The sequence below is a fragment of the Oscillibacter sp. genome, assembly GCF_032060045.1.
Taxonomy (GTDB): Bacteria; Bacillota; Clostridia; order Oscillospirales; family Oscillospiraceae; genus Oscillibacter.
Genome location: NZ_DAMBZJ010000021.1, coordinates 14,091 through 38,292, shown reverse-complemented (window position 1 = coordinate 38,292; position 24,202 = coordinate 14,091). Strand labels below are relative to the sequence as shown.

Genomic DNA, 24,202 nt, shown 5'->3' with positions numbered 1-24,202 from the left:
GCCGCCGGTCGCCCGGTCGGCCCTCTCAGGTCCAAACAGCAGCAGGCCCGGAATTCCGGCCAACGCCGAAAACCCGCCCGCGCCCTCTCGGACCATCAGCCTGTAACGGGGCCGCCCGCCCCGCCCTACATTTCTTCAGGCGGGAAACTCCGGGACCAGTTATCCACGAACTTTCTCCACCGGCTCGCACCAGCCGCCGGCTCTCTGAGGCAGAACAACTCGTCTTTTATCCCATCAACGTTTTTGAACACCGCTATTTTACGGGGGTTTTCCTTTTTTGTCAAGGGAAATCCACATTCCTCCCGAAGGCGGCTCAGTCCCGAGTCAAAACCTCCGTCAGGTCCAGCCGCTTGCCGTCCCGCCACAGGCGCTCCAAATCATAAAATTCCCGAGCCTCCTGAGAAAACACATGCACGGCCACGCAGGCGTAATCCAGCAGCACCCATGTTCCGTCTCGATAGCCCTCCCGGCGCAAGGGCATCTCTCCCTGCTCCTTCAGTCGTTTTTCCACCGCGTCGCACAGGGCGTTGATCTGGGTGTTGGAGGTACCGGTGGCGATAACGAAATAATCCGCCAGTGCGGTCAGGTCCGCAATCTCAATGGCGGCGATTTCCCCGCCCTTCTTTTCATCCAGCGCCGAAACGGCACTGATCGCAATTTCCTTTGGTGTCATGCATCTCTTCCTTTCAAATTGAGGCCGCCTGAAAACGCGGCGATTTCGCAGGATTCCGGGGCGCAAAGCGCCCTTGTCTTCTTGTCACTCAGCCAGACCGGACGGCACCTCGGTGACCTCTGGCGGAATAAACACCCCTTCGCCCGGCGGGTCAGTTTGGGTTCCGGACCCAGGCGAGCTTGATCCGCCCGGATCGGTAGTCCCGGGGGTCGTCGTACCCGGGTCCGTCGTACCGGGAGTGGTCGTTCCGGGCGTCGTCGTGCCAGGGGGCGAGGTATCAGGGCTAGTCGTACCCGGATTGGTCGTATCCGGATTGGTCGTGCCCGGATTGGTCGTACCCGGATTGGTCGTACCCGGATTGGTCGTATCCGGATTGGTCGTGCCGGAACCGTCCTCCGGCGCGACGGGCAGTCCTGTCTGAGGGTCGACGGGATTGCCGTCTCCATCCGTCACCGACTCTACGGGTTCTTTCGTATCGGTCTTTTTACCATAGAGAAGTACCGGAGCTTTTGCGGCTCTGGAGTCCTCCACATGGCCTGTGGAGGAGCTGACGGAGCCATCGGCGTTCACACTCATAATGTCCAGATCCTTGAGGGTAAATACCTCCGAAAAGGGGCTTAGCTTGTTGTTTACCAAATCCAGAAGCTCCTTGGCGTTGGGTACCACGTAGGACTGCCAGTTGTTCTTTCCCACCTGTCTGCTGACCGAAGGACTGTAACAGGATTTCATGGTGTTGGGCATGGTGACAAACTCCACATTCTCCATGCTCAGTCCGCCCATAATGGCGGACTTTCCAAACCAGAACAGATTCTGCACGCTGAGGTCTGTTTCCACGTTCTCCTGAAAGATTTTGGAGAATTGGTTGATCTTCCCCACATTTTTCACCTGCAAAAGCTGCTGGATCACGGCCTTCAAAAATGCCTGCTGGGTTTTGATGCGGCCCAAGTCCCCGTCGGCATAGCCATATTTCATGTTGTTGTCGTGGCGATAGCGGATGACGCCCATAGCCTGCTCGCCGTCCAGCAGCTGATCGCCCTTTTGGATGTGGATAGACAAATCCTGATAGGGATCGTTATAATTCATGTTCCGGGGCACGTCGAACTGGACTCCGCCGATGGCGTCCACCAGCTTGCCCACCGCATCCCACTCGATAATCACCTGATAGTCCGGTTCAAAGCCCACAAGCTGCGAGATTTCCTGATACACCTTTTTGACGCCCTTGTCGCCTCCTCCGTAGTAATTGTATACGGAGTTAATGCGCTTGATGTCCCAGGACACGTTTACCATGGTATCCCGGGGAATATTCATCACGGTGAGCTTCTGGTTCGTCACGTCGTAGCTGGCTAGCATCATGGTGTCCGTGTTGCCGCCGCCGCCGGTGTCCCGGCCCATCACCAGAATCGTGTAATAATCCTTGCTTTTGCGGGTCCCGTCGCTGCGGGGACGCATCCCGTCGCCATAGTCGTCATCCTCCTCCTGAGAGGAGGTCGGGTCCTCCTTCTGGGGCAGCTCCGGCTTGACAAACACCGCCCGATAGGCCAGCGTCACCGACAAAACCGCCGCCAGCACGCACGCCAGCGCGATCAGGGACCGCTGTGTCCCTGTCAGTCGGCGCTTTCTCGCTTTTCTTTCCGTTTTTCCGGGGCCGGCCTGCTCGTCCCGCCGCCCACCCGGGCCTTTCTTTTTCTCGTTCATCGTTTGCCTTTCAGTTTCCTTTCAGATACTCCACTGCTTCCAGCGTGGCGTTGTGGACGGGATTGCCCATCTCGCGCATCTCCTGAACCGACATGGTGAGACCCAGCAGAAGTCCCTTGTCCAAATCCTCGTCGCAGGCCGCGCGCAGTGCGTCTACGCCAGGAAAGCTGCGAGTGGGCTCGATGTAATCCGCCAGATATATGATTTTTTCCAGAAGCGTCATTTCCGCATGGCCGGTGGTGTGCCAATAAATGGCAGTGTAAATCTCGTCGTCCACGCCGAACACATCCCGCGCAATCGCCGCGCCGGTCTTGGCGTGGAGCAGCTTCAGCGCCATGCGCTCCAGCTCGTCCATGGGAATGTCAAACTGCTTGCAAAGGGCCGATTGTTGCTCCATTCCCAGCTTTTTTGTGCAGTCGTGCAGCAGGGCTGCCACCCGAGCCTTGTGTACGTCTGCGCCATACCGCAGAGCCAGACGGATGGCCGCCTGCTCCGTCCCCAGCACATGGGGGATGCGGCTGTGGCTGAGGTAGCTCAGCGCCACAGGTCGGAGCTGATTGAGGCTGAGCGCATGCGAATCTTCGTTTGTCCCATACAGCCTGTCCCGAAGAATCCGGCCATATACCGCCGGAGCAAGATACCGGCTTCCGTCGCCTGCCGCCAGCTTGTCCCGCAGATCCGTGGAGGAGATGTCCACCACGCCGGGAACCGTGAGGGTAAAAATGCGGGCGGAGGGATACCTGTGGTAAAGATACTCCCGCTGGGGCGCAAACAGTTCCTCCGTGTCCGCTTCCGTCCTGCCAAAGGCCGCGATCCCCGCCAAATTCACAATGCGCTCCGGCTCATGCCAGAGGTGAAGGGTCAGAAACATATCCGTCCCTATCAAAAGCCACAGTTCGTCGTCCGGATGCAACGCATGGATGGCCTCCAGTGTGTCCGCTGTGTAGCTGGTTCCACCCCGGCGAAGTTCTATATCCAGCGTCTCCACTCTGTCGCCAAGCCCTGTCTGCTCTCCCGCAAGGCGCGTCAGCTCCAAGCGCTGCTCCGCCGTGGGGCTGCCGGAGGGAAGGGACTTGTGGGGCGGAAGACTGTCGGGTATCAGCAGAAGCTTATCCAGTTTCAGCAGTTCAAACACCGCCCGTGCCGCCGTGATGTGGCCTAAGTGAGGCGGGTTAAAGGTCCCGCCGTAAATGCCGATCCGCATGCGCTCTCCCCCCTTGCGTCCTCAAAATCAAGCCTTGCGCTCTTTGCGAGGCTTGTCCTTCACCAAAGCAATCCGCTTGTCCTTCGGCTTAGAGTGGGTTTCCCGGTAGAGCACGAATTTGCTTCCGATGACTTGCACCGGTTCGCTGCGGGTGGGCAGCGTCAACTGGCCGCAGGCTTCCCGCGCGGTGAGCAAAGAATTTTCCAAAACCCGGCCCTTCACCAGTTCCCGTGCTTCCAGCGCTTCGTTTGCCTGCTGGATGACCGCCTCGGTGACGCCTTCCTTGCCAATGTGCAAAATCGTGTCGATGGTATTTGCCATGCCGCGCAATTGCGCGCGCTGTTTGCTTGTCAGTTCCATAAATTTAAGATAATCTCCCCTTATAAAGCTTGTAAAGCTTGATTTTTATATTTCTATGTCAGACGCGGGAATTTGTCAATAAGTTTCCTAAATTTCCGCAAAAATTTTTTAAGTGCAACACTCCGCTTGTGGCCACCACATGTCGTTTTTCCACATGGGTCGCCGGGTTCTCACTTTCCGAGGTGTGTCCTCAGCTCTTCGGCAAATGCCCACAGCGCCTTACCCCGGTGGGAAACTTCAGCCTTTTCCCCATCCGTCATCTGACCGAATGTCTTGGCCTTTTCCGGCACGAGAAACACGGGGTCATAACCAAATCCGCCGCTTCCGATGGGGGCAAAGGCAATTGCCCCTTCACACCGGCCGGTCGCCGTCAGGGTATCCCCATCGGGAAACGCGCAGGCTACCGCGGTTTCAAAGTGGGCCGAGCGGGTAGGCACGCCCCGCATCGAGTTTAAAAGCAGCAGATACCGTCCCCGGTCGTCCAGCTCCGGGCCTCCGTACCGGGCGGAGTAAACCCCCGGTCCGCCGTTCAGCGCATCCACGCACAAACCTGAATCGTCGGCAATGGCAGGCAGGCCCGCCGCCTCGCACACGGCCTTTGCCTTGAGCATTGCGTTTTCCAGAAAGGTTTCACCTGTCTCTTCCACATCCACATGTAGCCCCAGCTCGGCAGGGCTGACGACGTCCACCCCTAAGATTTCCAGAATTGCGGCCATTTCCCGAAGTTTGCCGGGATTTTGAGTCGCCAGCACAAATTTTGTTGCTTCCATATTCATCCTCCCAGTGCAGCCCGCTGCATGGCCCCAAGCTCCCGAATTCCCTTGGCGCACAGGTCCACCAGCTTCCGTTGTTCTTCTATGGTAAAGGCCCGGCCCTCACCAGTACCCTGCAATTCCACCAGCGCCCCATCTCCGGTCATCACGCAGTTTAAATCCACCTGCGCGGCCGAATCCTCCTCGTAACACAGGTCCAGCAGCAGTCGATCGCCCACAATTCCGGCGGATACCGCGGCCACTGGGGTTTTCAGGGGATTTTGCCGGAGCGCCCCTTCCTTCATCATCCTGTGCACCGCAAGCGCAAGAGCCACGTAGCCTCCTGTGACGCTGGCTGTCCGGGTTCCACCGTCGCCCTGAAGTACGTCGCAGTCCACGGTGATGGTCCGTTCTCCCAGCTTGGTCATATCCACGGCGGCCCGGAGAGATCGACCCACCAGCCGCTGGATTTCCGCGCTGCGCGGAGACAGTTTTAGCTTGGAAATATCCCGTTTGGACCGATCCCGGTTGGCCTGAGGCAGCATACTGTACTCCGCCGTCACCCATCCAGTCCCCTCCGGCACATGGAACGGCGCGCGCTCTTCCACGCTGGCGCAGCAAAGCACCTTGGTGTTTCCACAGGTAATCAGGCAGCTTCCCTCCGGAAACTCCACAAAATCCGTGGTAATGGTCACAGGCCGCAGCATATCAAAGGCCCGTCCGTCGATTCTGGTCATGGCTGTTCTCCTTTTTATATAATGGCCTCCACGTATTCCTTCGCGTCGAAGGGGCGAAGGTCGTCAAGTCCCTCACCCAGACCCACGAATTTCACGGGCACGCCCAGCTCTCTTGCGATGGCGATGACGATGCCGCCCTTGGCTGTTCCGTCCAGCTTGGTGAGGACAATGCCGGTAAGTCCCGCCGTATCCCGAAAGCCCCGGGCCTGAATCAGGCCGTTCTGCCCGGTGGTGGCGTCCAGCACCAAAAGGGTTTCCCGGCTGGCGTCGGGGCACTCCCGGTCGATAATCTTCGAGAGCTTTGCCAGCTCCTTCATCAGATTTTCCTTGTTGTGGAGCCGCCCGGCGGTGTCGCACAGCACAGCGTCCACATTCCGGGCCTTGGCAGCGGAGAGCGCGTCAAACAGCACCGCGCCGGGGTCCGCCCCCTCCTTGGCGCGCACCAGCTCGCACCCGGCCCGCTCCGCCCAGATTTGAAGCTGGTCGGCGGCGGCGGCGCGGAAGGTATCCGCCGCGCAGAAGAGGACCCGCTTGCCATCGGTCTTCATGCGGTGGCCCAGCTTGCCGATGGAGGTAGTTTTCCCCACGCCGTTCACGCCGATGAACAGCACCACGGCGGGCTTTTCCTCCAGATTGAGCGCGGCATCGCCCACGTTCAACATCTCCGCCAGAATTTCCCGCAGAGCGGCGCGCACCGCCGTTTCTCCGGATACGCCCTCCCGCTTCATTTTAGACCGGAGCCGCTCCACCGCCTCGGCGGCGGTGTCCACGCCCAGATCCGCCAGAATGAGGCTTTCCTCCAAATCGTCGAAAAACGCCTCGTCATCGGGGGAAATGGTATAGCCGGTGATGTCCTCCTGCCAGATTTTTTTCAGTTTGCTGAAAAAGCCCATAGTACCCGTCCTTTAAAATTTATTCAATGATTTCGCCGCAGTGGGGGCAGTGCTTTCCGGGCCGGAAGTTCCTTCCCAGCCACCGCTTGCAGTTGGGACAGCGGAAGAAAATGATCTCCAGCACCAGCACGGACAGCACCAGCACCACACCGGCGGACTTCACCAAATCACTATCCATCATTCCTCCCGCCAGCACCACGATGCATCCCAGCACGGCTACGACAATTACCAGCAGATTTTTCTTCTTAGCGGACATCGTCTGCCCCTCCTCATTTGATGTTCAATTCCTTGGCCATATCGTTGAGATTGATGGTCAGAATTTTGCTCACCCCCTGCTCCTGCATGGTTACTCCATAGAGTACGTCGGCCTCCTCCATGGTGCCCCGGCGGTGAGTGATGACGATAAACTGCGTCTTCCCCGCAAGGGTGCGCATATACCGTGCGTACCGCGTGACGTTGGCGTCATCCAGCGCCGCCTCAATTTCGTCCATCACGCAAAACGGCGTGGGATGTACTTTCAGAATGGAGAAATACAACGCGATGGCCACAAACGCCTTCTCTCCGCCGGAGAGGAGGGAAATGGTTTTCAAAGTTTTCCCCGGTGGCTGGGCCTTGATTTCGATGCCGCAGTTTAAAATATCGTTCTCATCCTCCAGCTCCAGCGTAGCCTGTCCACCGCCGAACAAATCCACAAAGGTGGACTGGAAGCTCTCGCTTAAAAGCTTAAACTGCTGGGAGAAAATCCCTGTCATCTCGCGGGTCAGCTCTTCAATCACGCCCCGGATTTCGCTTCCCGCCTTCTCCACATCGTCTCGCTGCTCGCTGAGGTAAGTATAGCGGGTGTTCACCCGGTCGAATTCCTCGATGGCCCCGATGTTGGGTGTACCCAGTGCGGAAATTTCCCGCTTCAGCTCTGCGATTCGGCGATTGGCTTTCGACCGGCTCTCCAACTCCATCCGCTGGGCCTGCGCGTCGGAATGGCTCAACTCGTAGTGTTCCCACAGACGGTCCAAAATCTGCTTTTCCTCTAACGCACCAGTGGCCATTTTTTGCTCCAACCGGCTGGCGGTGCGCTCCAAATCCAGCAGATGTTCGTTCATCTCCTGTCCGGCGCGGCTCTTGGCCGTGCGCTCCGCTTCCAGTGTGATCTTCTCCCGGTCCAGCGCCGCAAGGCGATCCCGCAGGGCCTGTCCCTGTTCGTGCAGGGCCTGCGCACGGGCCTGTCTCGCGGCGATTTCCTCTTCCGCCCGGGCAATGGCCGCCCGGCCTGCATCCAGCGTCTCCTCCCGTATTGAGCGGTCGCCGGACAGGTCGGCTTTCAATGCCTGCAAGTCCTCTCCACGAAGGGCCGCCCCCTCCCGCTCCGCCCGCAGGGCGGCAAGGTGGGACTTCCGCGCGCTGACCGATTCGCTCAGCTCTCCCGCACGGGCCAAAAGCTCCGTCTGCCCAGAAAGCTGCTCGTCCGCCTTGGCCCGGTGGGTTGCGGCCTCGGCCTCTGCGGCGGCAATATCCGCCGCCGCCTTTGCCCTCCGGCTGTCGCATTCCGCGAGGCGGCCGGAAAGGGCTTCGCACTCACCTTCCAGCGTTTCAATGCTTGCACGCAGACTTTGCAGCAGGATGTCAAAGTGACTCTGCCGCCCCTCCAGACGAAGAACCTCGTCCTCCGCCGCCCGCTGCTGGCTCTGCGCCGTCTCCAATTCATACCGGGCCTTTTCCAGTTCCCGGTTCAACTCTTCCGCATCGGCTTTCGCCTCACTCAGACGGCGATTTAGGGTTTCCGCTTTTCCGTGAAGCTCCTTCAGTTCCGCCGCCCGGCTCAAAACGCCCGCGCTGCGGCTGATGCTGCCTCCGGTCATGGAGCCGCCCCGGTTCATCACTTGTCCGTCCAGCGTAACGATGCGAAAGCGGTTTCCATACTTCCTTGCCATGGCGATACCGCAGTCCAAGTCTTCCGCCACCACGGTGCGGCCCAGAAGATTTTTGAAAACACCTGCGTACTGCGGGTCGTATTCCACCAGTCGGGAAGCAAGGCCCACATATCCATACTCCCGCTCCAAGCCGCTTTCCCGCAGCTCGTCGCCCCGGATGGCAGACAGGGGCAAGAACGTAGCCCGGCCCGCGTCCCGCTGCTTCAAAAAGCCGATGGCGGCCTTCGCGTCCTCTTCCCGGTCCACTACAATATTCTGAAGACCCGCACCCAAGGCGATTTCAATGGCCACGGAGTATTTCCGTTCCACGCTCATCAACCCGGCCACCGGCCCGCGAATCCCCCGCAGGCTGCTTTGTGCCTGACACACCAGACGGACGGCCTTGGAAAAACCCTCGTACTCCTTTTCCATCTCCGTCAGCAGGCGGATACGGTGGTCCAGTCCTCCGGCGTCCATGGTCAGCTTATTTGCCATCTCCGCCGCTGCCCCGGCTTTGCGCTGGCGCTCCTCCATTTTCATGGAGTGCCCGGCGATGATGTTGGCAACGGCCCCCGCCTCGTCCTGGGCGGCCTCCAATGCGCGGCGGTTGGTTTTCGCCTCGTCGCTTGTCTGGTCCAGCCGCGCCTGGGCGCTTGCAAGCTCCGTTTCCGAAGCGGCTCGGCGTTCTGAAATCTGGGCGCGCTCTGCCTCCGCCGCCGAGGCCTCCGCCCGCGCGTCCGCAGCGGCGGACACCGCCAGCGTCTCCTTGGCTCGAAGGCGCTCTGCCTCGCTCAGCTTGCCTTCCGCCGTCTGGGATGCCTCCCGTGCCTGCGCCAGGAGAGCTTCCAGCGTCTCGGCCTCTTCGGCAAGCTGCCGGTCGATCTCGGCGATGTGAGCCGTCTGCTCCTCGATTTGCTTCGCGAGACCGTCCGCCCGGTTTTCCTGATCCCGCAGCTCCCGCTCCACCCGGTCAATGTTCTCCCGATGGTGGGCCGCAGTGGTTTTCAGCACGGCTACGGCGGATTCCTGCTCCGCCGCCTGTGCGTCCTTTTCTCCGGCTTCCGACCGCAGACTTTCCGCCTCCATGTCCTTTTCCCGCATCCGCTGGCCATATCGCTCGCTCTCGGCGTACAGCGCGTCCAATTGGACCCGGGCCTCGTCCCGGGCAGCCTCGGCGGTGTGGAAGTCGCTCTCCAGCTTTCTGGCTCCGGCCTTCAGCGTATCTAGATCCTCCAACCAGGTTGAAATCTCCAAAATTCGCAGCTCATCTCGGAAAACCAGATATTTCTTCGCCTTTTCCGCCTGATCCCGCAAAGGCTCCACCTGCAATTCAAGCTCCGCAATCTTGTCGTTGATGCGCACCAGATTTTCGTCCGTGCGCTGAAGCTTGCGCTCCGCCTCCTCCTTGCGGTGGCGGTATTTGGAGATGCCTGCGGCCTCCTCAAAAATCTCCCGGCGATCGCCGCTTTTGGTGGAAAGAATCTCATCAATTTTGCCCTGTCCGATGATAGAATACCCCTCCCGGCCCATGCCGGTGTCCAGAAACAGCTCCGTCACGTCCTTAAGCCGTACAGACTGACGGTTGATGTAATATTCGCTCTCCCCGCTGCGGTAGTACCGCCGGGTGACGGCCACCTCGGATTCTTCCATGGCGGGGAAAACGTGCCCCGTATTGTCCAGCACCAGCGTCACCTGCGCAAACCCCTGCTGGGGCCGTTTGGCGGTGCCGCCAAAAATCACGTCCTCCATCTTCGCGCCTCGCAGGCCTTTCACGCTCTGTTCTCCCATGACCCAGCGGATGGCGTCGGAGGTATTCGATTTTCCGGAGCCGTTGGGCCCCACAATGGCGGTGATGTCCTCGCCGAACTTCAAAATCGTTTTGTCGGGAAAGGATTTGAAGCCCTGAATTTCCAATGCCTTTAAGTACAATGAAGCCACCTCTGTCAATAGAGATACTGTAACTACTCTACTATATCAAAAAACCCGCTTATATTCAAGGTACAATTTGAGAACGCTGTGGGAAGAGCATCCCCCGAAGTGCTCCTGCTTTCAAACTCTGCGGAGCGTAGGTTGCCATTCCGCCCAAAACACGCTATTCTTCCCATAGCGGCAAATCCAATGAAAATGAGGACCATAATATATGAATCACTATGTAACGGGCCCAGTCATCCGGGAATTGCGGGAGAAAAAGCAGCTCACCCAGCGCCAGCTTGCGCAGACGCTTTGCGTCAGCGATAAAACCATTTCAAAATGGGAAACCGGCCGGGGCCTGCCGGACGTCTCCCTGCTGGAGCCTTTGGCATCGGCTCTGAGCGTCTCGGTGGCAGAGCTTTTGAGCGGCGAATGCTTTGTCAACGACAACCGCTCGGGAAATCTTCTGCGAAGTAAATTTTACGTCTGCCCCATCTGCGGAAACGTCCTGTGGGCCGCGGGAGAGGGTTCCTTTTCCTGCTGCGGCGTAAACCTTCCGCCGTTGGAAGCCGAGGAGCCGGACGAGGCCCACCCCCTGCAGGCACAGCGGCTGGACGGTGAGTGGTACGTAGAACTGGATCACCTCATGCGCAAGGACCATTTTATTAGTTTTTTTGCACTGGTAACGGATAACCGGACCGAAATCGTCCGACTGTATCCAGAGCAAAACGCCGAGGCTCGCTTTCCCGAACGAAGCGGCACGCTTTACGCCTGCTGCAACCGCCATAGCCTGTTTAAAATCCACCTGTAAACCTTGCTGCGGGAGCGACTTAGCCCCCGCAGCATTTTTCTGTTTACCCGCTCTGTCTACTTCGTACCGCTTTTCAGGAGGAGCGTTTTTTTCTTCCCGATTTCGGCTTTACTTCCCCGTACAGCCAATCCAGCGCGTCGGAGAGCGTGCCCACCTGATCAATCAGCCCCAGACCCACTGCTTCCTCTCCGTAAAGCACGGTACCCACGTCCGCTGCCATTTCGCCCGTTTTCATCATCAGGGACAGAAATTTCTCTCGGTCGATGGCGCAGTTGCGGGTGACGAAGTCCACAATGCGGTCCTGCAACCGCTCGAAGTAATGGTACGTCTGGGGCGCGGCAATCACCGTGCCGCTCATGCGGACGGGGTGGACCGTCATGGCCGCAGAGGGCACCGCAAAGCTTCGCTTTGCCGCCACCGCCAGCGGAATGCCAATGGAGTGGCTTCCTCCCAGCACCAGAGACGCCGTGGGTTTGCCCATGCCCGCAATCAGCTCCGCGATGCCAAGCCCCGCCTCGATGTCGCCGCCCACAGTGTTGAGAAGAAACAGCACGCCGTCCACCTCGTCGGACTGCTCCAGCGCCGCCAGCAGCGGCATCACATGCTCGTATTTCGTGGCCTTTGTGTTGGGAGTGGCGACCATGTGCCCTTCAATCTGCCCAATGATGGTGAGGCAGTGAAGACTTCCCCGCCGGGTTTTGGTGGTGACAGAGCCGCTGTCCACAATTTGCTGCTGCCAAGTCTCCGGGGCGGTTCCGTTCTTTTCGGAACCGGTGTCGGAGCCGGTGTCGACCTCGTCTTCACTCGTCTCCTTTTTTGTTTTCGTCTCTTCCGTCATGAAATCCCTCGCTTTCTGACCTAGCTTTTGCAAAAATTAGAGATTTACCCGGTTTCCTTTTGAAAAACACCGTGATATAATGCTTTAAAAACTGCTTTCGCATATTATCATTCTCGTGAGGGGAGCTGACGAACTTTGAAGCAGCAGCGTATTGTGGTGAAGGTGGGTACCTCGACTCTCACCCACGACTCCGGCGCACTGAACTTACACCGCATTGAACAGCTTGTGCGGGTTCTTGCGGATTTAAGCGGCATGGGCCATCAGGTGATTCTGGTGTCCTCCGGCGCCATTGCCGTGGGCGCCGCCCGGCTGAATATGCCGGAGCGTCCAAAGGAGCTGCGGCTCAAGCAGGCAGCAGCGGCGGTGGGCCAGTGCCGCATTATGCACATTTACGACAAGTTTTTTTCCGAGTATAACCGCACCGTTTCCCAGATTCTGCTGACGGGGGACGACGTGGACGATCCTATCCGGGCGGAGCATCTCACCAGCACCTTCGGGGCATTGCTGGAAATGCATGTGATTCCCGTGGTGAATGAAAACGACTCCGTGTCTTCGGCGGAGATTGAAACCGGGCGTCACAAGGTTTTGGGCGACAATGACACCCTCTCCGCCATCGTGGCTAAGCTTTGCCAGGCGGATCTGCTGATTCTGATTTCGGATATTGATGGTTTGTACGATGCGGACCCCCACGCCCACCCGGATGCAAAGCTCATCCGTCGGGTGGAGGCACTGACGCCGGAGATTTTGGAGATGGCGGGGGGCGCAGGTTCATGGCGGGGCACCGGCGGCATGGCCACCAAGCTTTCCGCGGCCAAAATCGCCACAGAGGCAGGCTGCGACATGGTGATTACCAACGGAGATCGGACCGAGGACCTGTACGGCATCGTGGACGGCGCGGAAATCGGGACCAGATTCTTAGCTTTGAAATGAGGAGGCGTGGAGCATGAAAACCATGACTGCTTTGGAGCGGCAGGGCCAATTGGCCCGGGCCGCCGGACGGGCGCTGGCCATCACCGGCACGGCACAGAAAAACGCCGCGCTGGAGGCCATTGCCGATTACTTGATGGAAAAACAGGACCTGTGGCTTGCTGCCAATGCGGAGGATGTGGCCGCCGCGTCAGCGGCGGGAATGCGCCCCGCCATGCTGGACCGGCTGGCGCTTACGAAGGATCGGATTGCCGGAATCGTGGAGGGCATCCGTCAGGTGGCGGCCCTGCCGGACCCCATCGGAACGGTGACAAAAATGGAAACCCGGCCCAACGGATTGATAATCGGGCGGCGGCGGGTTCCTCTTGGGGTCATTGCCATTATCTACGAGGCTCGGCCCAACGTCACCGCCGACGCGGCGGCCCTGTGCCTGAAATCTGGCAACGCTTGCATTCTTCGGGGCGGGAAGGAAGCCATCCGCTCCAACCGGGCAGTGGTGGATCTGATGCGCGCTGCGTTGGAACGTGTCGGTCTGCCTGCGGACTGCATCTCACTGGTGCAAGACACCAGCCGGGACACGGCGAACGAGCTAATGCACCTGACGGAATACGTGGACGTGCTGATTCCCCGGGGCGGCGCGGAGCTGATTCGCGCTGTGTCCAAAAATGCCGCTGTCCCCGTCATCCGCACGGGTGAGGGCGTGTGCCATGTCTATATCGACAGCGAGGCAGACTTGGATATGGGCGCCAAAATTCTGTTCAACGCCAAATGCTCCCGCCCCTCCGTATGCAACGCTGTGGAGTGCGTGCTGGTGGCAGAGGACGTGGCGGGCGCCTTTTTTGAAAAAGCTGTCCCCCTGCTGAAGGAGAAAAACGTGGAGCTGCGGTGCGACGAAACCGCTTTGAATCTCATCGGCGGGAACGCCATCCCCGCACAGGAGGAGGACTGGGACGCGGAGTATGACGACTATATTCTGGCGGTCCGCATTGTAAAGGACGCCGCGGAAGCCATTGAGTTCATCAATGCCCACGGCACCGGCCACTCCGAGTCCATTATTACCAAAAATTATTTTACGGCGCAGCACTTTTTGAACGCGGTGGACGCAGCGGCGGTCTACGTCAACGCCTCCACCCGGTTTACTGACGGGTTTGAGTTTGGTCTGGGCGCGGAAATCGGCATCTCCACTCAGAAGATGCACGCCCGGGGCCCCATGGGCTTAGAGGAGCTGACCAGCTCCAAATACGTGATTTACGGCGAAGGCCAGATTCGGGAATAAACGTTTCGGCCCCGGCGGACTCGTCCGCCGGGGCTGGGCAACCGTACGAAAGGCAGGAGCGATATGGCAACTTACGGATTTATCGGCGTTGGAAACATGGGTGGGGCGCTGGCCCGGGCGGTATGCCGCACGGTGGAGCCGGGCCAGGTGGTTCTCTCCAACCGCACCATGGCTAAAGCCGAGACACTTGCCGCGGAGCTTGGCTGCCGCACGGCGGACGGCGAGGCCGTAGCTGGGAGCGCGGACTTCATTTTTCTGGGCGTGAAGCCCCAAATGATGAAGGGGCTTTTGGCCAACATCGGCCCCATACTTGCGGCACGGAAAACGCGGTTTATTCTGGTGAGCATGGCGGCGGGCCTATCCATCGCGGATATTGGGGAGATGGCCGGAGAAGCCTACCCGATGATTCGCGTCATGCCCAATACCCCTTGCTCCATTGGAGAGGGCATGACGCTGTATTCCCTCAGCGATGACGTGTCCGCCGAAGAGGAACAGACCTTCCTTGCCGTCATGGCTGAGGCGGGAAAATTCATCGCGATGCCAGAGCAGTTGATTGACGCGGGCACTGCCGTTTCCGGCTGCGGCCCTGCGTTTATCTGCTTATTTTTGGAGGCCTTGGCGGACGGCGGCGTGGCCTGCGGTCTACCCCGGGCCACAGCCATGGAGCTGGCTGCCCAGACGCTGGTTGGCACGGCCCGCTTGCAGCAAGAGAGCGGAAAACACCCCAGCGCATTGAAGGACGCGGTGTGCTCTCCCGGCGGAACCACTATTCAGGGCGTTCGTGCGCTGGAGGAAGGCGGCTTCCGGGCTGCGGCAATGAGTGCGGTGATCGCCGCGTATGAGAAGACCGCCGCGCTTAAGTAATAAGGTTTTAGATCATCTAGCGTTGAACTTGCTGTATCTTTATGCGCGCGGCGGGCCTTAAACAAGGCTCGCCGCGTTTGCTCGCCCTTTTCAAAAACCACGCCTCCCTTTCGGGAATTTTTCTGCGCGATTTGGAAGTTTTAAATTTTTTTGCAAACTGTGAACCTTTTGATTCCCTATTCCCTCTAATAGTCAGAGCTCAAATTTGGATCGGCCATCCGTAAAAGGACTTTATATGTACCCAACCAGATACACAGAAAGGAACAACCGCTGTGGACAGAGATGATTTTGCCTCCCGCGTCATCGCGGCAGAGCCCACGCTGTATCGCATTTCCAAGTCCATTCTGAAAAATGACAGCGATTGCGCGGATGCAGTGCAGGAGGCGATTACTGTGGCATACAGCAAGCTCTCTTCCCTGCGAGAGCCAGGTTATTTTAAAACATGGCTCTGTAGAATTTTGATTCATGAGTGCTACCGCATCTACCGCGCAAGCCGAAACACCGTGTCCTTGGAGGAATATGCATTCCCGGAGACGTCCCCGCCCCAGAGCCGGGATTCGGGGCTATACGCCGCCATCATGGCGTTGGGTGAAGAACTGCGGCTGGTGATTGTGCTGCACTATGTGGAGGGCTTTCAGGTGACAGAAATTTCGCAAATGCTGAAAATTCCGACGGGAACGGTGAAAAGTCGTCTTTCCCGCGCCCGGGCCGCGCTGCGGTCCGCGCTTGAAACAAAGGAGGTACCGCATGACGCATGAAGATTGGGACAGCGTGTTTCCCGACGTGCCCCAGAGCTTCCACGGGGCCGTGGAACAGGCTTTGCGCGAATGCGCCCCCCCACAAACCGAAAGGAGATTCTCAATGAGACGAAAAGCACTTTTTATTGCCGCGGCGGCAGTGGCCGCCCTTTGCGTAACCGCAGCGGCCGCCTATGTTTTCCAGTGGAATGAGGCCATGGCCCGGCGCTTCGGCGCGGGCCCGGCGCAACAGGAGCTGCTGTCTTCCGCCGGGGCGGTGGGCACGCCCGAACAGTCTGTCACGGAAAACGGACTGACAATATCCGCCCTGCAAACGCTTGGGGATCAGAACGGCGTTTACCTGCTTCTTTCCGTCCAAGCGCCTGATGGCACGGCACTGACAGACGCCAGCGGTTTTGAAATGCTGAATGTGAAGTTTGAAGGCTCGGACGATATCAGTTGGAGCGGCGGGTTCATGAGCGGCCCATCCCAATCCGCCTCCCTTTCCGGGGCGGACAACGAGCGCTATTTCGAGTTGAGGTTGTACAATTCCCAGCAGGCCGACTGGAACGGCAAAACCATCACTCTGGATTTTGCAAATCTTCAGGCCGACCGGGGCAAGCAGGACATGTACACCGTGACAGAGGGGCAATGGTCCTTGGCCTGGCCCTTGACTTACACGGATGCCATGCAAAGCATTTCCTCCGGTGAGACCTATCAGGTGAACGGCCACGCGGTGACGGTGGATTCTGTCCAGCTCTCCCCGTTGTCTCTGGCCCTTTCTCTCAGCGGAGACGGGCTGGAAGCCCTCATTGAAAACTCTGATTTGAACGAGGCCGGTTCCCTGTGCACCGTGTCTTTGACCATGGAGGACGGAACCGTCCTTGATGAGCTGTACGGCCCCGGAACCGAAGGGTATACCGACGGGCTCTATGGACGCACCACCAGCTTCGATCAGATTGTGGACACAGACCGGGCAACAGCCCTCACCCTGACCTTCTTCTGGGAGAACGGCGACAACACCATCACGATTCCGTTGAACTGATCGGCGGCGCATTGCAAAGGCCAAGAGGAGCGGCCCTTTGGCCGCTCCTCCTCAATATTTTGCAGATTGGCAAAGGTACGTCCATGATTAAAAATTGCATAGAATATTTTCCCGTGAACCGCGCATACTGGGGCCAGAGGTGATTTTATGCAGTTAAGTCAAAAAGAAAGCAGTCTCTTAAAGGATTTGAAGGGGCAGGAACAGCTGTGCGTGGATAAATACACCAAGCATGCCTCCTGCGCGGTAGACCCCCAGCTAAAGGACCTGTTTACGCAAATCGCCCAGACCGAGCAGCAGCATCTGGACACCATCACCCAGATGGAAAAGGGCACGGTTCCATCCGCAGGCGGCGGGTCCCAGAAAAGTCAACCCACCTTCAAGGCAACCTATGGCGCGGCAGACAATCAGGACAAGCAAAACGATAGCTATTTGTGCTCCGACGTACTCTCCACCGAAAAGCATGCCTCCCATCTCTACGACACCTGTGTCTTCGAGTTCAAGGACGAACAAGCTCGCAACGCCCTGAACCACATCCAGAAAGAAGAGCAGGAGCACGGCAAAATGATTTACGATTATATGTCCGCCAACGGCATGTACTCGTAACCCTCCTCCAGCCCCGCCGAAAGGCGGGGCTTTTTTTCTCCCACGTCCCCCCGTCCTGAGCCACCCGGCAACTATACCCCGAACACAACTTATTTTGCAGAAAAATGTACGGCATCGTACAACCGCCTTGGCCTGCCTTCATTTAACAACACACAAAATAGGAGGTACGGCATGAGTAGAGAAGCAATTGGAGAAAACGGAGCCGTTTTGGGAAGCGGCGAGTATTGGAGTCGGGTGAACCGCTCCACCTTTTTCGGCGGACTGATGCGGCGAGTATCGGAGGCAATCTATCAGGAAACACTGCGGGAAACCGGCAGTCGGGCAAGCGACATGGTAGAAGAAATCCACGAAGATTTGCAGGAGCACAAAACGAGGCTCTCTTCCATTGACTCCGGGCGGAGAAATGCCCTTGCAAAGCAGGTTCAGGGGCTGTATGATGTTTGCAGAATGGCAGATACTTCCTGCCCCCACAGCGGCGAATGTATCACTATGCTGAACCTCTCGGGCCCTTTGGGCAATTCTTTCAGCGATGATCGCGCAATTGAAACCGCCATCCGCAAGCTCAAAAACAATCCGGATTTCTTTTCAAGTGAATGCATTGATCTGATTGAGAAGGCCGCGGACTGGGGCATCGCTTTCGCCGCCGGAAGCAGCGAGAAAAGCGGGCGTTTCTGGAAGCCGTTGCGCAGGGAAAGGGCAAGGACTTTTTTCAGGAGGTTGCGGACGCCTATCAGGCTGGAAGCGATACGGCGGATATCCGGGGGAAGTGCGGGCACTCCATCGAGAGCCGCGAATATCTGGACCGCATGGAGCGAGTTGTTTTCCGACAGGATGTCCCAACCATGTACAGCGCCCGCTGGGGAAGCCCAAACTATGACGGCCTGCTGAAAGGCGCGCTGGAATCCATTGCTCACCAGTTGGAGCGGGACTTGGAGCGCAATGAGCGGGAGAACAACTATATCACCGACGATACCGCCAAAGAACTGAAGCTTGCCGTCGGCGAGCTGGAACGCTGCGGTATCAGTACCGGCTCGGCCAGCGGCAAAATAGAAAAGCTAGCGTGGTTTGTGGGCGGCGACCCGGCAAAAATCCGGGAGCTGCAAAGTAAGCTTAACCAGTTGGGCATTGGGGAGCATCTCAATGAGGACGGCGTTTATGGAGAAAAAACGCTAGCTGCGTGGGAGAGACTTATTAAAAATTTGGAGCACGGAACGGTGCCGACACTTGCTTGGATTGACCCTTTAAAGAATACTTCTCCACTATTAGAGATTGGAAGCAGCCATAGTGGAATTAATAATACTATAAATAATGTAGATACTCATTTTCAATATTTGCGAGTTGATTCACCCCATATTAAATCCAATGGTGCAGTGCAAAACGGCTACTATCGTGAAACATGGCAGCCAATTAACTACAATCATATTAATATAAATTTGGGAAAAAATCCAACTGCATTTCAGAAGTGGTTGCAACAACGATATAATCACTATCCGCTCAGTGACAGCGCTTACGACATGCTAAAAGATTTGAAAAGCGCCGGCAAGAAGGTTCGTGTTGCCGGGAAAGTATTGCTGGTTGCAGGAATTGCACTGGATGTGCTGGAACTTGGAACGACGATTGATGCAGATTTAAAGGATGCAGATCGGAAACTTGGCAAAACAACGCTTTCCACCGCCGTCGGTATCGGCGGAAGCTGGGCGGGCGCCGCGCTGGGGGCAAAGCTGGGCGCACTTTGGGGCGTGGCAACCGGTCCGGCCGCATTTATTGCGGTCCCAGTATTAAGTCTTGCGGGCGGCATTGTCGGTGCTTTGGGCGGGGATGCCCTCGGGAGATACATCGTGGACATTACTTGTACGGAGGATTGAATTGAAATGAGCTTTATCAACGGCTTTTTTAAGCGAGCGCTTTCTGCGCAGTATGCCGTGCAGAATGAGCAGGCATGGTACGACAAAATGTACTTTCTGGAATGCACAGAAGGATCCTCAAAAAATATTTCAGGCACTTACATTCGGTACGAGTTTACACAGGATTTAGATGAATATGACGCCAGAATTGTAAGACTCAGCGAGGAGATTATGAAACGATTTTGCGGTTCCAGACAAGTTTTAACAAGAATTTACTCCGACAGGGAGTTTTCAAAAAAAGAGGCACGCAATTCAAAACATTTGCTCTTTACCGTGCGGTATCGTGAGTTTTTGGAGAGCATGGATTCCCCGATCTCAATGTACGCAGAAAACGAAAGAACGCTGTTTCTTCTGACGGACGGCTTTGACGGGACCGCCCTCTGGGCAAATCAGAAAATCGATACAGAAAATCGCTGCTACTTTGATTTTTATGTTTTGCCGGAAAACTCTGCGACTTTTACCGCTAAAAAAACTGCACAAGCGGTTGCCGTCGGAAATTACGATGTGTGGTTTCAGATCTGTGAGAATGGAGCTTCCGCTCTATATGTAACACTGAATCCCGAAACGGTTGACGTGGGTAAATTGCAGGAGTTGATTGCAGCCATTTGCACGGAAAATAATATTTTGTTTCAGAATCCGAAAGGATATGAAGGGTAGTTGTATGGCACAAAAACGGGATCATTCCACGCTGTATGTCGTGTTGGGTGGGCCTGGGCTTTTTGTGTTGCTGCCAATCTTCACTGTGCTGTTTTTCAAAGAGTTCTTTTATATATACTCGAAGATTCACCCTTTTTATCCCGAGGGAACACAGTTCACAGAAACTGATGACCGTGGATTTCGCGCGGGTGGAGCCGCAACTGATACGGCTTATATTCCGCCGGATGCCTCCGAAGAGTTTGCTCAAAAGTTGCGAGAGGACGGATTTAAAGAAACGCCGCTTTCTGATTTTGCACAGCAGACCTTGTCAGACATCAAGGAATTGGAATACGTCGGTCAGGTCACAAATGGCCTGTGGCTTTTCTGGGATGACAGTCCTGAAGAGACTTCAAACGGAGAGTGCACAGACTTCCGGATAGAAATTTACGATTTAGACGCCTGCATCTATTACAGCATCGAATACGATTCCTGAGCGACTGTGCGCTTGCGGGCGTGGCAACCGGTCCGGCCGCGCCCATTGTGATTCCAATTTTGAGTCTTGTAGGCAGTATCGGCGGAGCCATAGGCGGGGACGCGCTTGGGCGGTATATCGTGGACATTACCTGTACGGAGGATTAGATATGGGACTGATTAAACTTTTATGGGACCTTTACTATTTCCCACGGCATCACAAATCTACGTTGACGCCGGATGATTGGCCGCCGGACGGTAGTCTGCATTTTATTAAATGTGGCACTGCCTCTTGGAAATCCATACCAGAAACATATAGAAACTATGAATTTTCGCCAAACGAAGATGAGTATGATCATAGAATTGGGGAACTCGGCCTAGAGATTATGAAGCGTTTCTGTGTTTCCAGACGGGTTTTAACAAAAATAAGATCCGTCAGGGAGGTTTCTAAAAAAAAATCTCCACCCGATTGCTTTCCTGTGCGGTATCAGCGGTTTTTGCAACAAACTCAGCCGCAGACCCCTACCTATGCAGGATATGATAAGGAGCTCTTCTTTTGCACCTATGGCTTTGATAGAACCGCGCTGGCTGCATTTAAGGAGCTTGATCGAACGGATGACTGCTTTTTTGATTATTACGTTTTTCCGGATACGCCCGCGATTTTAAATGCGGAGGATGCCGCCAAAGCGGTTGCCGCCGGAAATTACGATGTGTGGTTTGACCTGAGCGAATGGGGGCCGTGCGCGCTTTATGTAACACTGAATCCCGAAACGGTTGACGTGGGTAAATTGCAGGAGTTGATTGCAGCCATTTGCACGGAAAATAATATTTTGTTTCAGAATCCGAAAGGATATGAAGGGTAGTTGTATGGCACAAAAACGGGATCATTCCACGCTGTATGTCGTGTTGGGTGGGCCTGGGCTTTTTGTGTTGCTGCCAATCTTCACTGTGCTGTTTTTCAAAGAGTTCTTTTATATATACTCGAAGATTCACCCTTTTTATCCCGAGGGAACACAGTTCACAGAAACTGATGACCGTGGATTTCGCGCGGGTGGAGCCGCAACTGATACGGCTTATATTCCGCCGGATGCCTCCGAAGAGTTTGCTCAAAAGTTGCGAGAGGACGGATTTAAAGAAACGCCGCTTTCTGATTTTGCACAGCAGACCTTGTCAGACATCAAGGAATTGGAATACGTCGGTCAGGTCACAAATGGCCTGTGGCTTTTCTGGGATGACAGTCCTGAAGAGACTTCAAACGGAGAGTGCACAGACTTCCGGATAGAAATTTACGATTTAGACGCCTGCATCTATTACAGCATCGGATACGATTCCTGAAGCGCTTTCAGCGCACAGCCGGACAAGGTTTCCTGTCCGGAAGTTTTTTTACATGCGTAAGCCGTGGCCTGCACGGTCTTTGCCGAGAGCAGAGTCAAAGCCCCTCTATATTTCCGTTGCCCCTCCCTTCTCCCTGTGCTACAATGAAGCTGTCATTTCCCGGCGGCGGAACGGCTTATGCCCTTTTGCCCGCCGGTACTTCAGGAGGAGCCTTATGAAAGTGGCCCTACAATTTGCCATGCCCGCAGAGCTGCATGCCCTTCCCGGCGCGCGGGAGCTGCCGGCTATTGAAACCATCTCCGGCATTCCATTTTTTGAAGTCGCGCCGGGAATCATTGCCTGCGCGGGTGGCGTGGGCAAGGTCAACGCCGCCGCTGCCGCCGAAATTCTCTGTCTGCGCTTTGGTGCGGAGCTGATTTTAAACGCGGGGGTGGCAGGCTGCTGCACGGACCTTGCCATCGGTTCCCTTGTGGTGGCCGACACGCTGGTGCAGCACGACGTGGACACCACCGCCGTGGGGGACCCCATCGGCCTTGTATCCACCGTGAACAAGACGGAATTTCTTACATGGGACCCGAACACCTGCCTATCTCTCCTGAAAAAACAGGGCGTGGACGCCGTAAAGGGCCGCGTAGCCACCGGGGACTGGTTTGCCGTGAAGGGAGATCGTGCACGCTGGATTGCAGACACCTTCCACCCCCTGCTGGTGGAGATGGAGGCATGCGCCGTGGCGCAGGTCTGTCTGCGTAACAATGTGAAATTTGCCGCGCTGAAATCTGTGTCCGACCACCTGTTTTTTGACAATCAGGCGGAGGAATATTTCGACTTTTCCCAGGCACTGGAAAGTCTTGGGCGGGTGGTCTTGCCCCTTGCTCAGACGCTGTCGGAACTTTCATAAGGGGGATTTTTCATGAACACCGTCCGTCTTTATACCCGCCAGAGTGACAAGACTCTACTGATGCTGGAGCATGGCGGGCGCATTGTGAATCAGCGGATTTACGTGCAGCTTCACTTCGGCGACATGGCAGGGCACTACCTCGAATGCTACGACTGGTTTGCCCGGGAAGCCGCCCGCCTTGTTCCCAAACCCGAGGGGGCGGAGCTGTCTATCTGGTGCACACCCAATGTGAAAAACTGCCTGCCGCCCATTGAGGGGACAGTGGTCTACACTCTGAATGTGCCCGAAGACCGGATTGTGTTTTTTGACGATGCAAAGTGGGACTATGTCCTTAATCACCGCTACCTCCCTATGGACGATGCAGACGAGGCCGCATACCGGAAACACCTGCAAGACATCGGCGTCACCAATTCCTTCGAGTTTTTTGAGGGGCGGTACGCCGGGAAATACCCGGAGGAGACGGCCCGGATTTTAGAGAGCTGGAAGCGTGTCTTTGCACCCATCGACCACGTCTCCCCCACCGCCTGCGGCAACCTCTGGGAGATCAGACAGGAGCAGATTATCCGCATTTTTCGCCCCGGCGAGGCAGTAGTCCCCGTATAGTTTGAAAAATATGCGGAAATGGGTCATTTTTGCTTGACAAGGCCGGATTTGGCCGCTATAATTAGTAAGCCGCTTTGAATGGGTAAAAGTGCGTCCGTTGGACGTCGCCCCCGACAGCGAGCCCGTATTGAAGGAGTTGAAACATATGCACGCAATCATTGAAACCGGCGGCAAGCAGTACAAGGTCGCAGAGGGTGACGTGGTCTTTATCGAGAAGCTGGACAACGAAGCCGGCGACGCCGTGAAGTTTGACCGCGTTCTCGCCATTCTGGACGGGGACAAGGCTACCTTTGGCGCTCCCGTTGTGGCGGGCGCCTGCGTGGAGGCCACCATCGTCAAAAACGGCAAGGGAAAGAAGGTTCGTATCTTCAAGTACAATGCCAAGAAGGGTTACCGCAAGCGTCAGGGCCACCGTCAGCCTTACACCAAGGTTGAGATCGGCAAGATCTCCGTCTAAGGCATGACCACCGTTACGTTCCATATGGAGGGCGAGCGCATCTGCGGATTCGACGCCCGGGGACACAGCGGATACGCCGAAGCCGGGTGCGATATCGTGTGCGCCGCCGTCACCAGCGCTGTGCGTTTGGTAGATGCGACGATTAACGATGTTTTGGGCCTGGCGGCCAGCGTGAAGGTGAGCGAGGTGGACGCGGATATCAGCTTTCGTCTTCCCGGCGGACTGTCCGCCGAATTGGAGGACTGCTGTCAGCCGCTTCTGACCGGCCTGATGGTCTATTTCGCCCAGCTTCACGACGAGTATCCCGAAAATATCGAGGTTTTGGAGGGCTGACCCCCTCCCCATCTAAAACAAGTCTGAAAGAAAGGATGGTTCTTCATTATGCTGAACATTGGTTTGCAATTTTTCGCCCACAAAAAGGGCGGCGGCTCCACCAAGAACGGCCGCGACTCCAACGCCCAGCGTCTGGGCGTGAAGCGCGCGGACGGGCAGACGGTTCTGGCCGGCAACATTCTGGTTCGTCAGCGCGGCACCCACATTCATCCCGGCACCAACGTGGGCAAGGGCAAGGACGACACTCTGTTTGCCACTGCCACTGGCGTGGTTCGTTTCGAGCATCTGGGCAGAGACCGCAAGAAGGTCTCCGTCTACGAGGAGCAGTAACC

29 protein-coding genes are annotated in these 24,202 nt (G+C 56.7%); 19 read left to right on the top strand and 10 right to left on the bottom strand.

Annotated elements, in window-relative coordinates; translation table 11 throughout:
• Positions 1-313 precede the first annotated feature (313 nt).
• The 9 genes from rsfS to smc form a co-directional block, all read right to left on the bottom strand.
• On the bottom strand, positions 314-673 hold the full coding sequence (rsfS, locus tag RT018_RS09920) for a ribosome silencing factor (protein ID WP_312941507.1): 360 nt from the start codon (positions 671-673) through the stop codon (positions 314-316).
• An 84-nt stretch (positions 674-757) separates the two neighbouring features.
• Positions 758-2,368 (bottom strand): LCP family protein, encoded by a 1,611-nt coding sequence (locus RT018_RS09915; protein WP_312941505.1) that lies wholly within the window; start codon positions 2,366-2,368, stop codon positions 758-760.
• A gap of 10 nt (positions 2,369-2,378) precedes the next feature.
• The gene (gene yqeK / locus RT018_RS09910; RefSeq protein WP_312941503.1) at positions 2,379-3,572 is read right to left on the bottom strand and encodes a bis(5'-nucleosyl)-tetraphosphatase (symmetrical) YqeK; all 1,194 of its coding nucleotides are present in this window, start codon (positions 3,570-3,572) and stop codon (positions 2,379-2,381) included.
• A 27-nt stretch (positions 3,573-3,599) separates the two neighbouring features.
• On the bottom strand, positions 3,600-3,932 hold the full coding sequence (locus RT018_RS09905; protein ID WP_312941501.1) for a YhbY family RNA-binding protein: 333 nt from the start codon (positions 3,930-3,932) through the stop codon (positions 3,600-3,602).
• Between the two features lie 170 nt (positions 3,933-4,102).
• A complete protein-coding gene (rdgB, locus tag RT018_RS09900; protein WP_312941499.1) occupies positions 4,103-4,702 on the bottom strand; it encodes an RdgB/HAM1 family non-canonical purine NTP pyrophosphatase in 600 nt (199 codons plus the stop codon).
• A gap of 2 nt (positions 4,703-4,704) precedes the next feature.
• The gene (rph, locus tag RT018_RS09895) at positions 4,705-5,421 is read right to left on the bottom strand and encodes a ribonuclease PH (protein WP_312941497.1); all 717 of its coding nucleotides are present in this window, start codon (positions 5,419-5,421) and stop codon (positions 4,705-4,707) included.
• A 14-nt stretch (positions 5,422-5,435) separates the two neighbouring features.
• The gene (gene ftsY / locus RT018_RS09890) at positions 5,436-6,314 is read right to left on the bottom strand and encodes a signal recognition particle-docking protein FtsY (RefSeq protein WP_312941495.1); all 879 of its coding nucleotides are present in this window, start codon (positions 6,312-6,314) and stop codon (positions 5,436-5,438) included.
• 19 nt (positions 6,315-6,333) lie between these two features.
• On the bottom strand, positions 6,334-6,570 hold the full coding sequence (locus RT018_RS09885) for a hypothetical protein (RefSeq protein WP_312941493.1): 237 nt from the start codon (positions 6,568-6,570) through the stop codon (positions 6,334-6,336).
• A gap of 13 nt (positions 6,571-6,583) precedes the next feature.
• Positions 6,584-10,159, bottom strand: coding sequence for a chromosome segregation protein SMC (smc, locus tag RT018_RS09880; RefSeq protein ID WP_312941532.1), 3,576 nt, complete (start codon positions 10,157-10,159; stop codon positions 6,584-6,586).
• 202 nt (positions 10,160-10,361) lie between these two features.
• Between smc and RT018_RS09875 the strand changes: the two genes are divergently transcribed.
• On the top strand, positions 10,362-10,943 hold the full coding sequence (locus RT018_RS09875) for a helix-turn-helix domain-containing protein (protein ID WP_312941491.1): 582 nt from the start codon (positions 10,362-10,364) through the stop codon (positions 10,941-10,943).
• A 73-nt stretch (positions 10,944-11,016) separates the two neighbouring features.
• Here the strand turns inward: RT018_RS09875 and RT018_RS09870 are convergent, their stop codons facing one another.
• Positions 11,017-11,781 (bottom strand): ATP-dependent Clp protease proteolytic subunit, encoded by a 765-nt coding sequence (locus RT018_RS09870; RefSeq protein ID WP_312941489.1) that lies wholly within the window; start codon positions 11,779-11,781, stop codon positions 11,017-11,019.
• A gap of 135 nt (positions 11,782-11,916) precedes the next feature.
• On the opposite strand from RT018_RS09870, the gene proB reads away from it, so the two are divergent.
• The 18 genes from proB (at position 11,917) to rpmA (ending at position 24,200) form a co-directional block, all read left to right on the top strand.
• The gene (gene proB / locus RT018_RS09865; protein ID WP_312941488.1) at positions 11,917-12,711 is read left to right on the top strand and encodes a glutamate 5-kinase; all 795 of its coding nucleotides are present in this window, start codon (positions 11,917-11,919) and stop codon (positions 12,709-12,711) included.
• Between the two features lie 22 nt (positions 12,712-12,733).
• A complete protein-coding gene (locus tag RT018_RS09860) occupies positions 12,734-13,984 on the top strand; it encodes a glutamate-5-semialdehyde dehydrogenase (protein WP_312941530.1) in 1,251 nt (416 codons plus the stop codon).
• Between the two features lie 63 nt (positions 13,985-14,047).
• Positions 14,048-14,848, top strand: a complete 801-nt coding sequence (gene proC / locus RT018_RS09855; protein ID WP_312941487.1) for a pyrroline-5-carboxylate reductase — start codon at positions 14,048-14,050, stop codon at positions 14,846-14,848.
• 272 nt (positions 14,849-15,120) lie between these two features.
• Positions 15,121-15,606: a sigma-70 family RNA polymerase sigma factor gene (locus RT018_RS09850; RefSeq protein ID WP_312941485.1), complete on the top strand. Its 486-nt coding sequence runs from the start codon at positions 15,121-15,123 to the stop codon at positions 15,604-15,606.
• The gene (locus RT018_RS09845; protein ID WP_312941483.1) at positions 15,596-16,630 is read left to right on the top strand and encodes a hypothetical protein; all 1,035 of its coding nucleotides are present in this window, start codon (positions 15,596-15,598) and stop codon (positions 16,628-16,630) included. Before RT018_RS09850 ends, RT018_RS09845 begins: the two co-directional genes overlap by 11 nt.
• Positions 16,631-16,777: 147 nt before the next feature.
• On the top strand, positions 16,778-17,233 hold the full coding sequence (locus RT018_RS09840; RefSeq protein ID WP_312941482.1) for a spore coat protein: 456 nt from the start codon (positions 16,778-16,780) through the stop codon (positions 17,231-17,233).
• A 171-nt stretch (positions 17,234-17,404) separates the two neighbouring features.
• Positions 17,405-18,121 carry a hypothetical protein gene (locus tag RT018_RS09835; RefSeq protein WP_312941480.1) on the top strand — a complete coding sequence of 239 codons (717 nt, stop codon included), beginning with the start codon at positions 17,405-17,407 and terminating at the stop codon, positions 18,119-18,121.
• Between the two features lie 41 nt (positions 18,122-18,162).
• Positions 18,163-19,098 (top strand): hypothetical protein, encoded by a 936-nt coding sequence (locus RT018_RS09830; RefSeq protein ID WP_312941479.1) that lies wholly within the window; start codon positions 18,163-18,165, stop codon positions 19,096-19,098.
• Between the two features lie 6 nt (positions 19,099-19,104).
• Positions 19,105-19,794: a hypothetical protein gene (locus RT018_RS09825; RefSeq protein ID WP_312941478.1), complete on the top strand. Its 690-nt coding sequence runs from the start codon at positions 19,105-19,107 to the stop codon at positions 19,792-19,794.
• A gap of 4 nt (positions 19,795-19,798) precedes the next feature.
• The gene (locus tag RT018_RS09820; RefSeq protein ID WP_312941476.1) at positions 19,799-20,266 is read left to right on the top strand and encodes a hypothetical protein; all 468 of its coding nucleotides are present in this window, start codon (positions 19,799-19,801) and stop codon (positions 20,264-20,266) included.
• A gap of 20 nt (positions 20,267-20,286) precedes the next feature.
• Entirely contained in the window at positions 20,287-20,412 is a 126-nt protein-coding gene (locus tag RT018_RS09815; RefSeq protein ID WP_312941474.1) for a hypothetical protein, read from the top strand.
• Positions 20,413-20,414: 2 nt separating this feature from the next.
• Positions 20,415-21,107, top strand: coding sequence for a hypothetical protein (locus RT018_RS09810; protein WP_312941473.1), 693 nt, complete (start codon positions 20,415-20,417; stop codon positions 21,105-21,107).
• A 4-nt stretch (positions 21,108-21,111) separates the two neighbouring features.
• Positions 21,112-21,579 carry a hypothetical protein gene (locus RT018_RS09805; protein ID WP_312941471.1) on the top strand — a complete coding sequence of 156 codons (468 nt, stop codon included), beginning with the start codon at positions 21,112-21,114 and terminating at the stop codon, positions 21,577-21,579.
• A 214-nt stretch (positions 21,580-21,793) separates the two neighbouring features.
• A complete protein-coding gene (mtnN, locus tag RT018_RS09800; protein ID WP_312941469.1) occupies positions 21,794-22,477 on the top strand; it encodes a 5'-methylthioadenosine/S-adenosylhomocysteine nucleosidase in 684 nt (227 codons plus the stop codon).
• 12 nt (positions 22,478-22,489) lie between these two features.
• A complete protein-coding gene (locus tag RT018_RS09795; protein ID WP_312941467.1) occupies positions 22,490-23,080 on the top strand; it encodes a DUF3841 domain-containing protein in 591 nt (196 codons plus the stop codon).
• A gap of 145 nt (positions 23,081-23,225) precedes the next feature.
• The gene (gene rplU / locus RT018_RS09790) at positions 23,226-23,537 is read left to right on the top strand and encodes a 50S ribosomal protein L21 (RefSeq protein WP_312941465.1); all 312 of its coding nucleotides are present in this window, start codon (positions 23,226-23,228) and stop codon (positions 23,535-23,537) included.
• Between the two features lie 3 nt (positions 23,538-23,540).
• Positions 23,541-23,870 carry a ribosomal-processing cysteine protease Prp gene (locus tag RT018_RS09785; RefSeq protein WP_312941462.1) on the top strand — a complete coding sequence of 110 codons (330 nt, stop codon included), beginning with the start codon at positions 23,541-23,543 and terminating at the stop codon, positions 23,868-23,870.
• Between the two features lie 48 nt (positions 23,871-23,918).
• Positions 23,919-24,200, top strand: coding sequence for a 50S ribosomal protein L27 (gene rpmA / locus RT018_RS09780; RefSeq protein WP_312941460.1), 282 nt, complete (start codon positions 23,919-23,921; stop codon positions 24,198-24,200).
• Positions 24,201-24,202: the final 2 nt, after the last annotated feature.

What these genes read in the sequence shown, in the direction of transcription:
- rsfS (WP_312941507.1), bottom strand. Translation starts at nt 673, where the DNA reads ATGACACCAAAGGAAATTGCGATCAGTGCCGTTTCGGCGCTGGATGAA.
- RT018_RS09915 (WP_312941505.1), bottom strand. Translation starts at nt 2,368, where the DNA reads ATGAACGAGAAAAAGAAAGGCCCGGGTGGGCGGCGGGACGAGCAGGCC.
- yqeK (WP_312941503.1), bottom strand. Translation starts at nt 3,572, where the DNA reads ATGCGGATCGGCATTTACGGCGGGACCTTTAACCCGCCTCACTTAGGC.
- RT018_RS09905 (WP_312941501.1), bottom strand. Translation starts at nt 3,932, where the DNA reads ATGGAACTGACAAGCAAACAGCGCGCGCAATTGCGCGGCATGGCAAAT.
- rdgB (WP_312941499.1), bottom strand. Translation starts at nt 4,702, where the DNA reads ATGGAAGCAACAAAATTTGTGCTGGCGACTCAAAATCCCGGCAAACTT.
- rph (WP_312941497.1), bottom strand. Translation starts at nt 5,421, where the DNA reads ATGACCAGAATCGACGGACGGGCCTTTGATATGCTGCGGCCTGTGACC.
- ftsY (WP_312941495.1), bottom strand. Translation starts at nt 6,314, where the DNA reads ATGGGCTTTTTCAGCAAACTGAAAAAAATCTGGCAGGAGGACATCACC.
- RT018_RS09885 (WP_312941493.1), bottom strand. Translation starts at nt 6,570, where the DNA reads ATGTCCGCTAAGAAGAAAAATCTGCTGGTAATTGTCGTAGCCGTGCTG.
- RT018_RS09875 (WP_312941491.1), top strand. Translation starts at nt 10,362, where the DNA reads ATGAATCACTATGTAACGGGCCCAGTCATCCGGGAATTGCGGGAGAAA.
- RT018_RS09870 (WP_312941489.1), bottom strand. Translation starts at nt 11,781, where the DNA reads ATGACGGAAGAGACGAAAACAAAAAAGGAGACGAGTGAAGACGAGGTC.
- RT018_RS09860 (WP_312941530.1), top strand. Translation starts at nt 12,734, where the DNA reads ATGACTGCTTTGGAGCGGCAGGGCCAATTGGCCCGGGCCGCCGGACGG.
- proC (WP_312941487.1), top strand. Translation starts at nt 14,048, where the DNA reads ATGGCAACTTACGGATTTATCGGCGTTGGAAACATGGGTGGGGCGCTG.
- RT018_RS09845 (WP_312941483.1), top strand. Translation starts at nt 15,596, where the DNA reads ATGACGCATGAAGATTGGGACAGCGTGTTTCCCGACGTGCCCCAGAGC.
- RT018_RS09840 (WP_312941482.1), top strand. Translation starts at nt 16,778, where the DNA reads ATGCAGTTAAGTCAAAAAGAAAGCAGTCTCTTAAAGGATTTGAAGGGG.
- RT018_RS09835 (WP_312941480.1), top strand. Translation starts at nt 17,405, where the DNA reads ATGAGTAGAGAAGCAATTGGAGAAAACGGAGCCGTTTTGGGAAGCGGC.
- RT018_RS09825 (WP_312941478.1), top strand. Translation starts at nt 19,105, where the DNA reads ATGAGCTTTATCAACGGCTTTTTTAAGCGAGCGCTTTCTGCGCAGTAT.
- RT018_RS09820 (WP_312941476.1), top strand. Translation starts at nt 19,799, where the DNA reads ATGGCACAAAAACGGGATCATTCCACGCTGTATGTCGTGTTGGGTGGG.
- RT018_RS09810 (WP_312941473.1), top strand. Translation starts at nt 20,415, where the DNA reads ATGGGACTGATTAAACTTTTATGGGACCTTTACTATTTCCCACGGCAT.
- RT018_RS09805 (WP_312941471.1), top strand. Translation starts at nt 21,112, where the DNA reads ATGGCACAAAAACGGGATCATTCCACGCTGTATGTCGTGTTGGGTGGG.
- mtnN (WP_312941469.1), top strand. Translation starts at nt 21,794, where the DNA reads ATGAAAGTGGCCCTACAATTTGCCATGCCCGCAGAGCTGCATGCCCTT.
- RT018_RS09795 (WP_312941467.1), top strand. Translation starts at nt 22,490, where the DNA reads ATGAACACCGTCCGTCTTTATACCCGCCAGAGTGACAAGACTCTACTG.
- rplU (WP_312941465.1), top strand. Translation starts at nt 23,226, where the DNA reads ATGCACGCAATCATTGAAACCGGCGGCAAGCAGTACAAGGTCGCAGAG.
- RT018_RS09785 (WP_312941462.1), top strand. Translation starts at nt 23,541, where the DNA reads ATGACCACCGTTACGTTCCATATGGAGGGCGAGCGCATCTGCGGATTC.
- rpmA (WP_312941460.1), top strand. Translation starts at nt 23,919, where the DNA reads ATGCTGAACATTGGTTTGCAATTTTTCGCCCACAAAAAGGGCGGCGGC.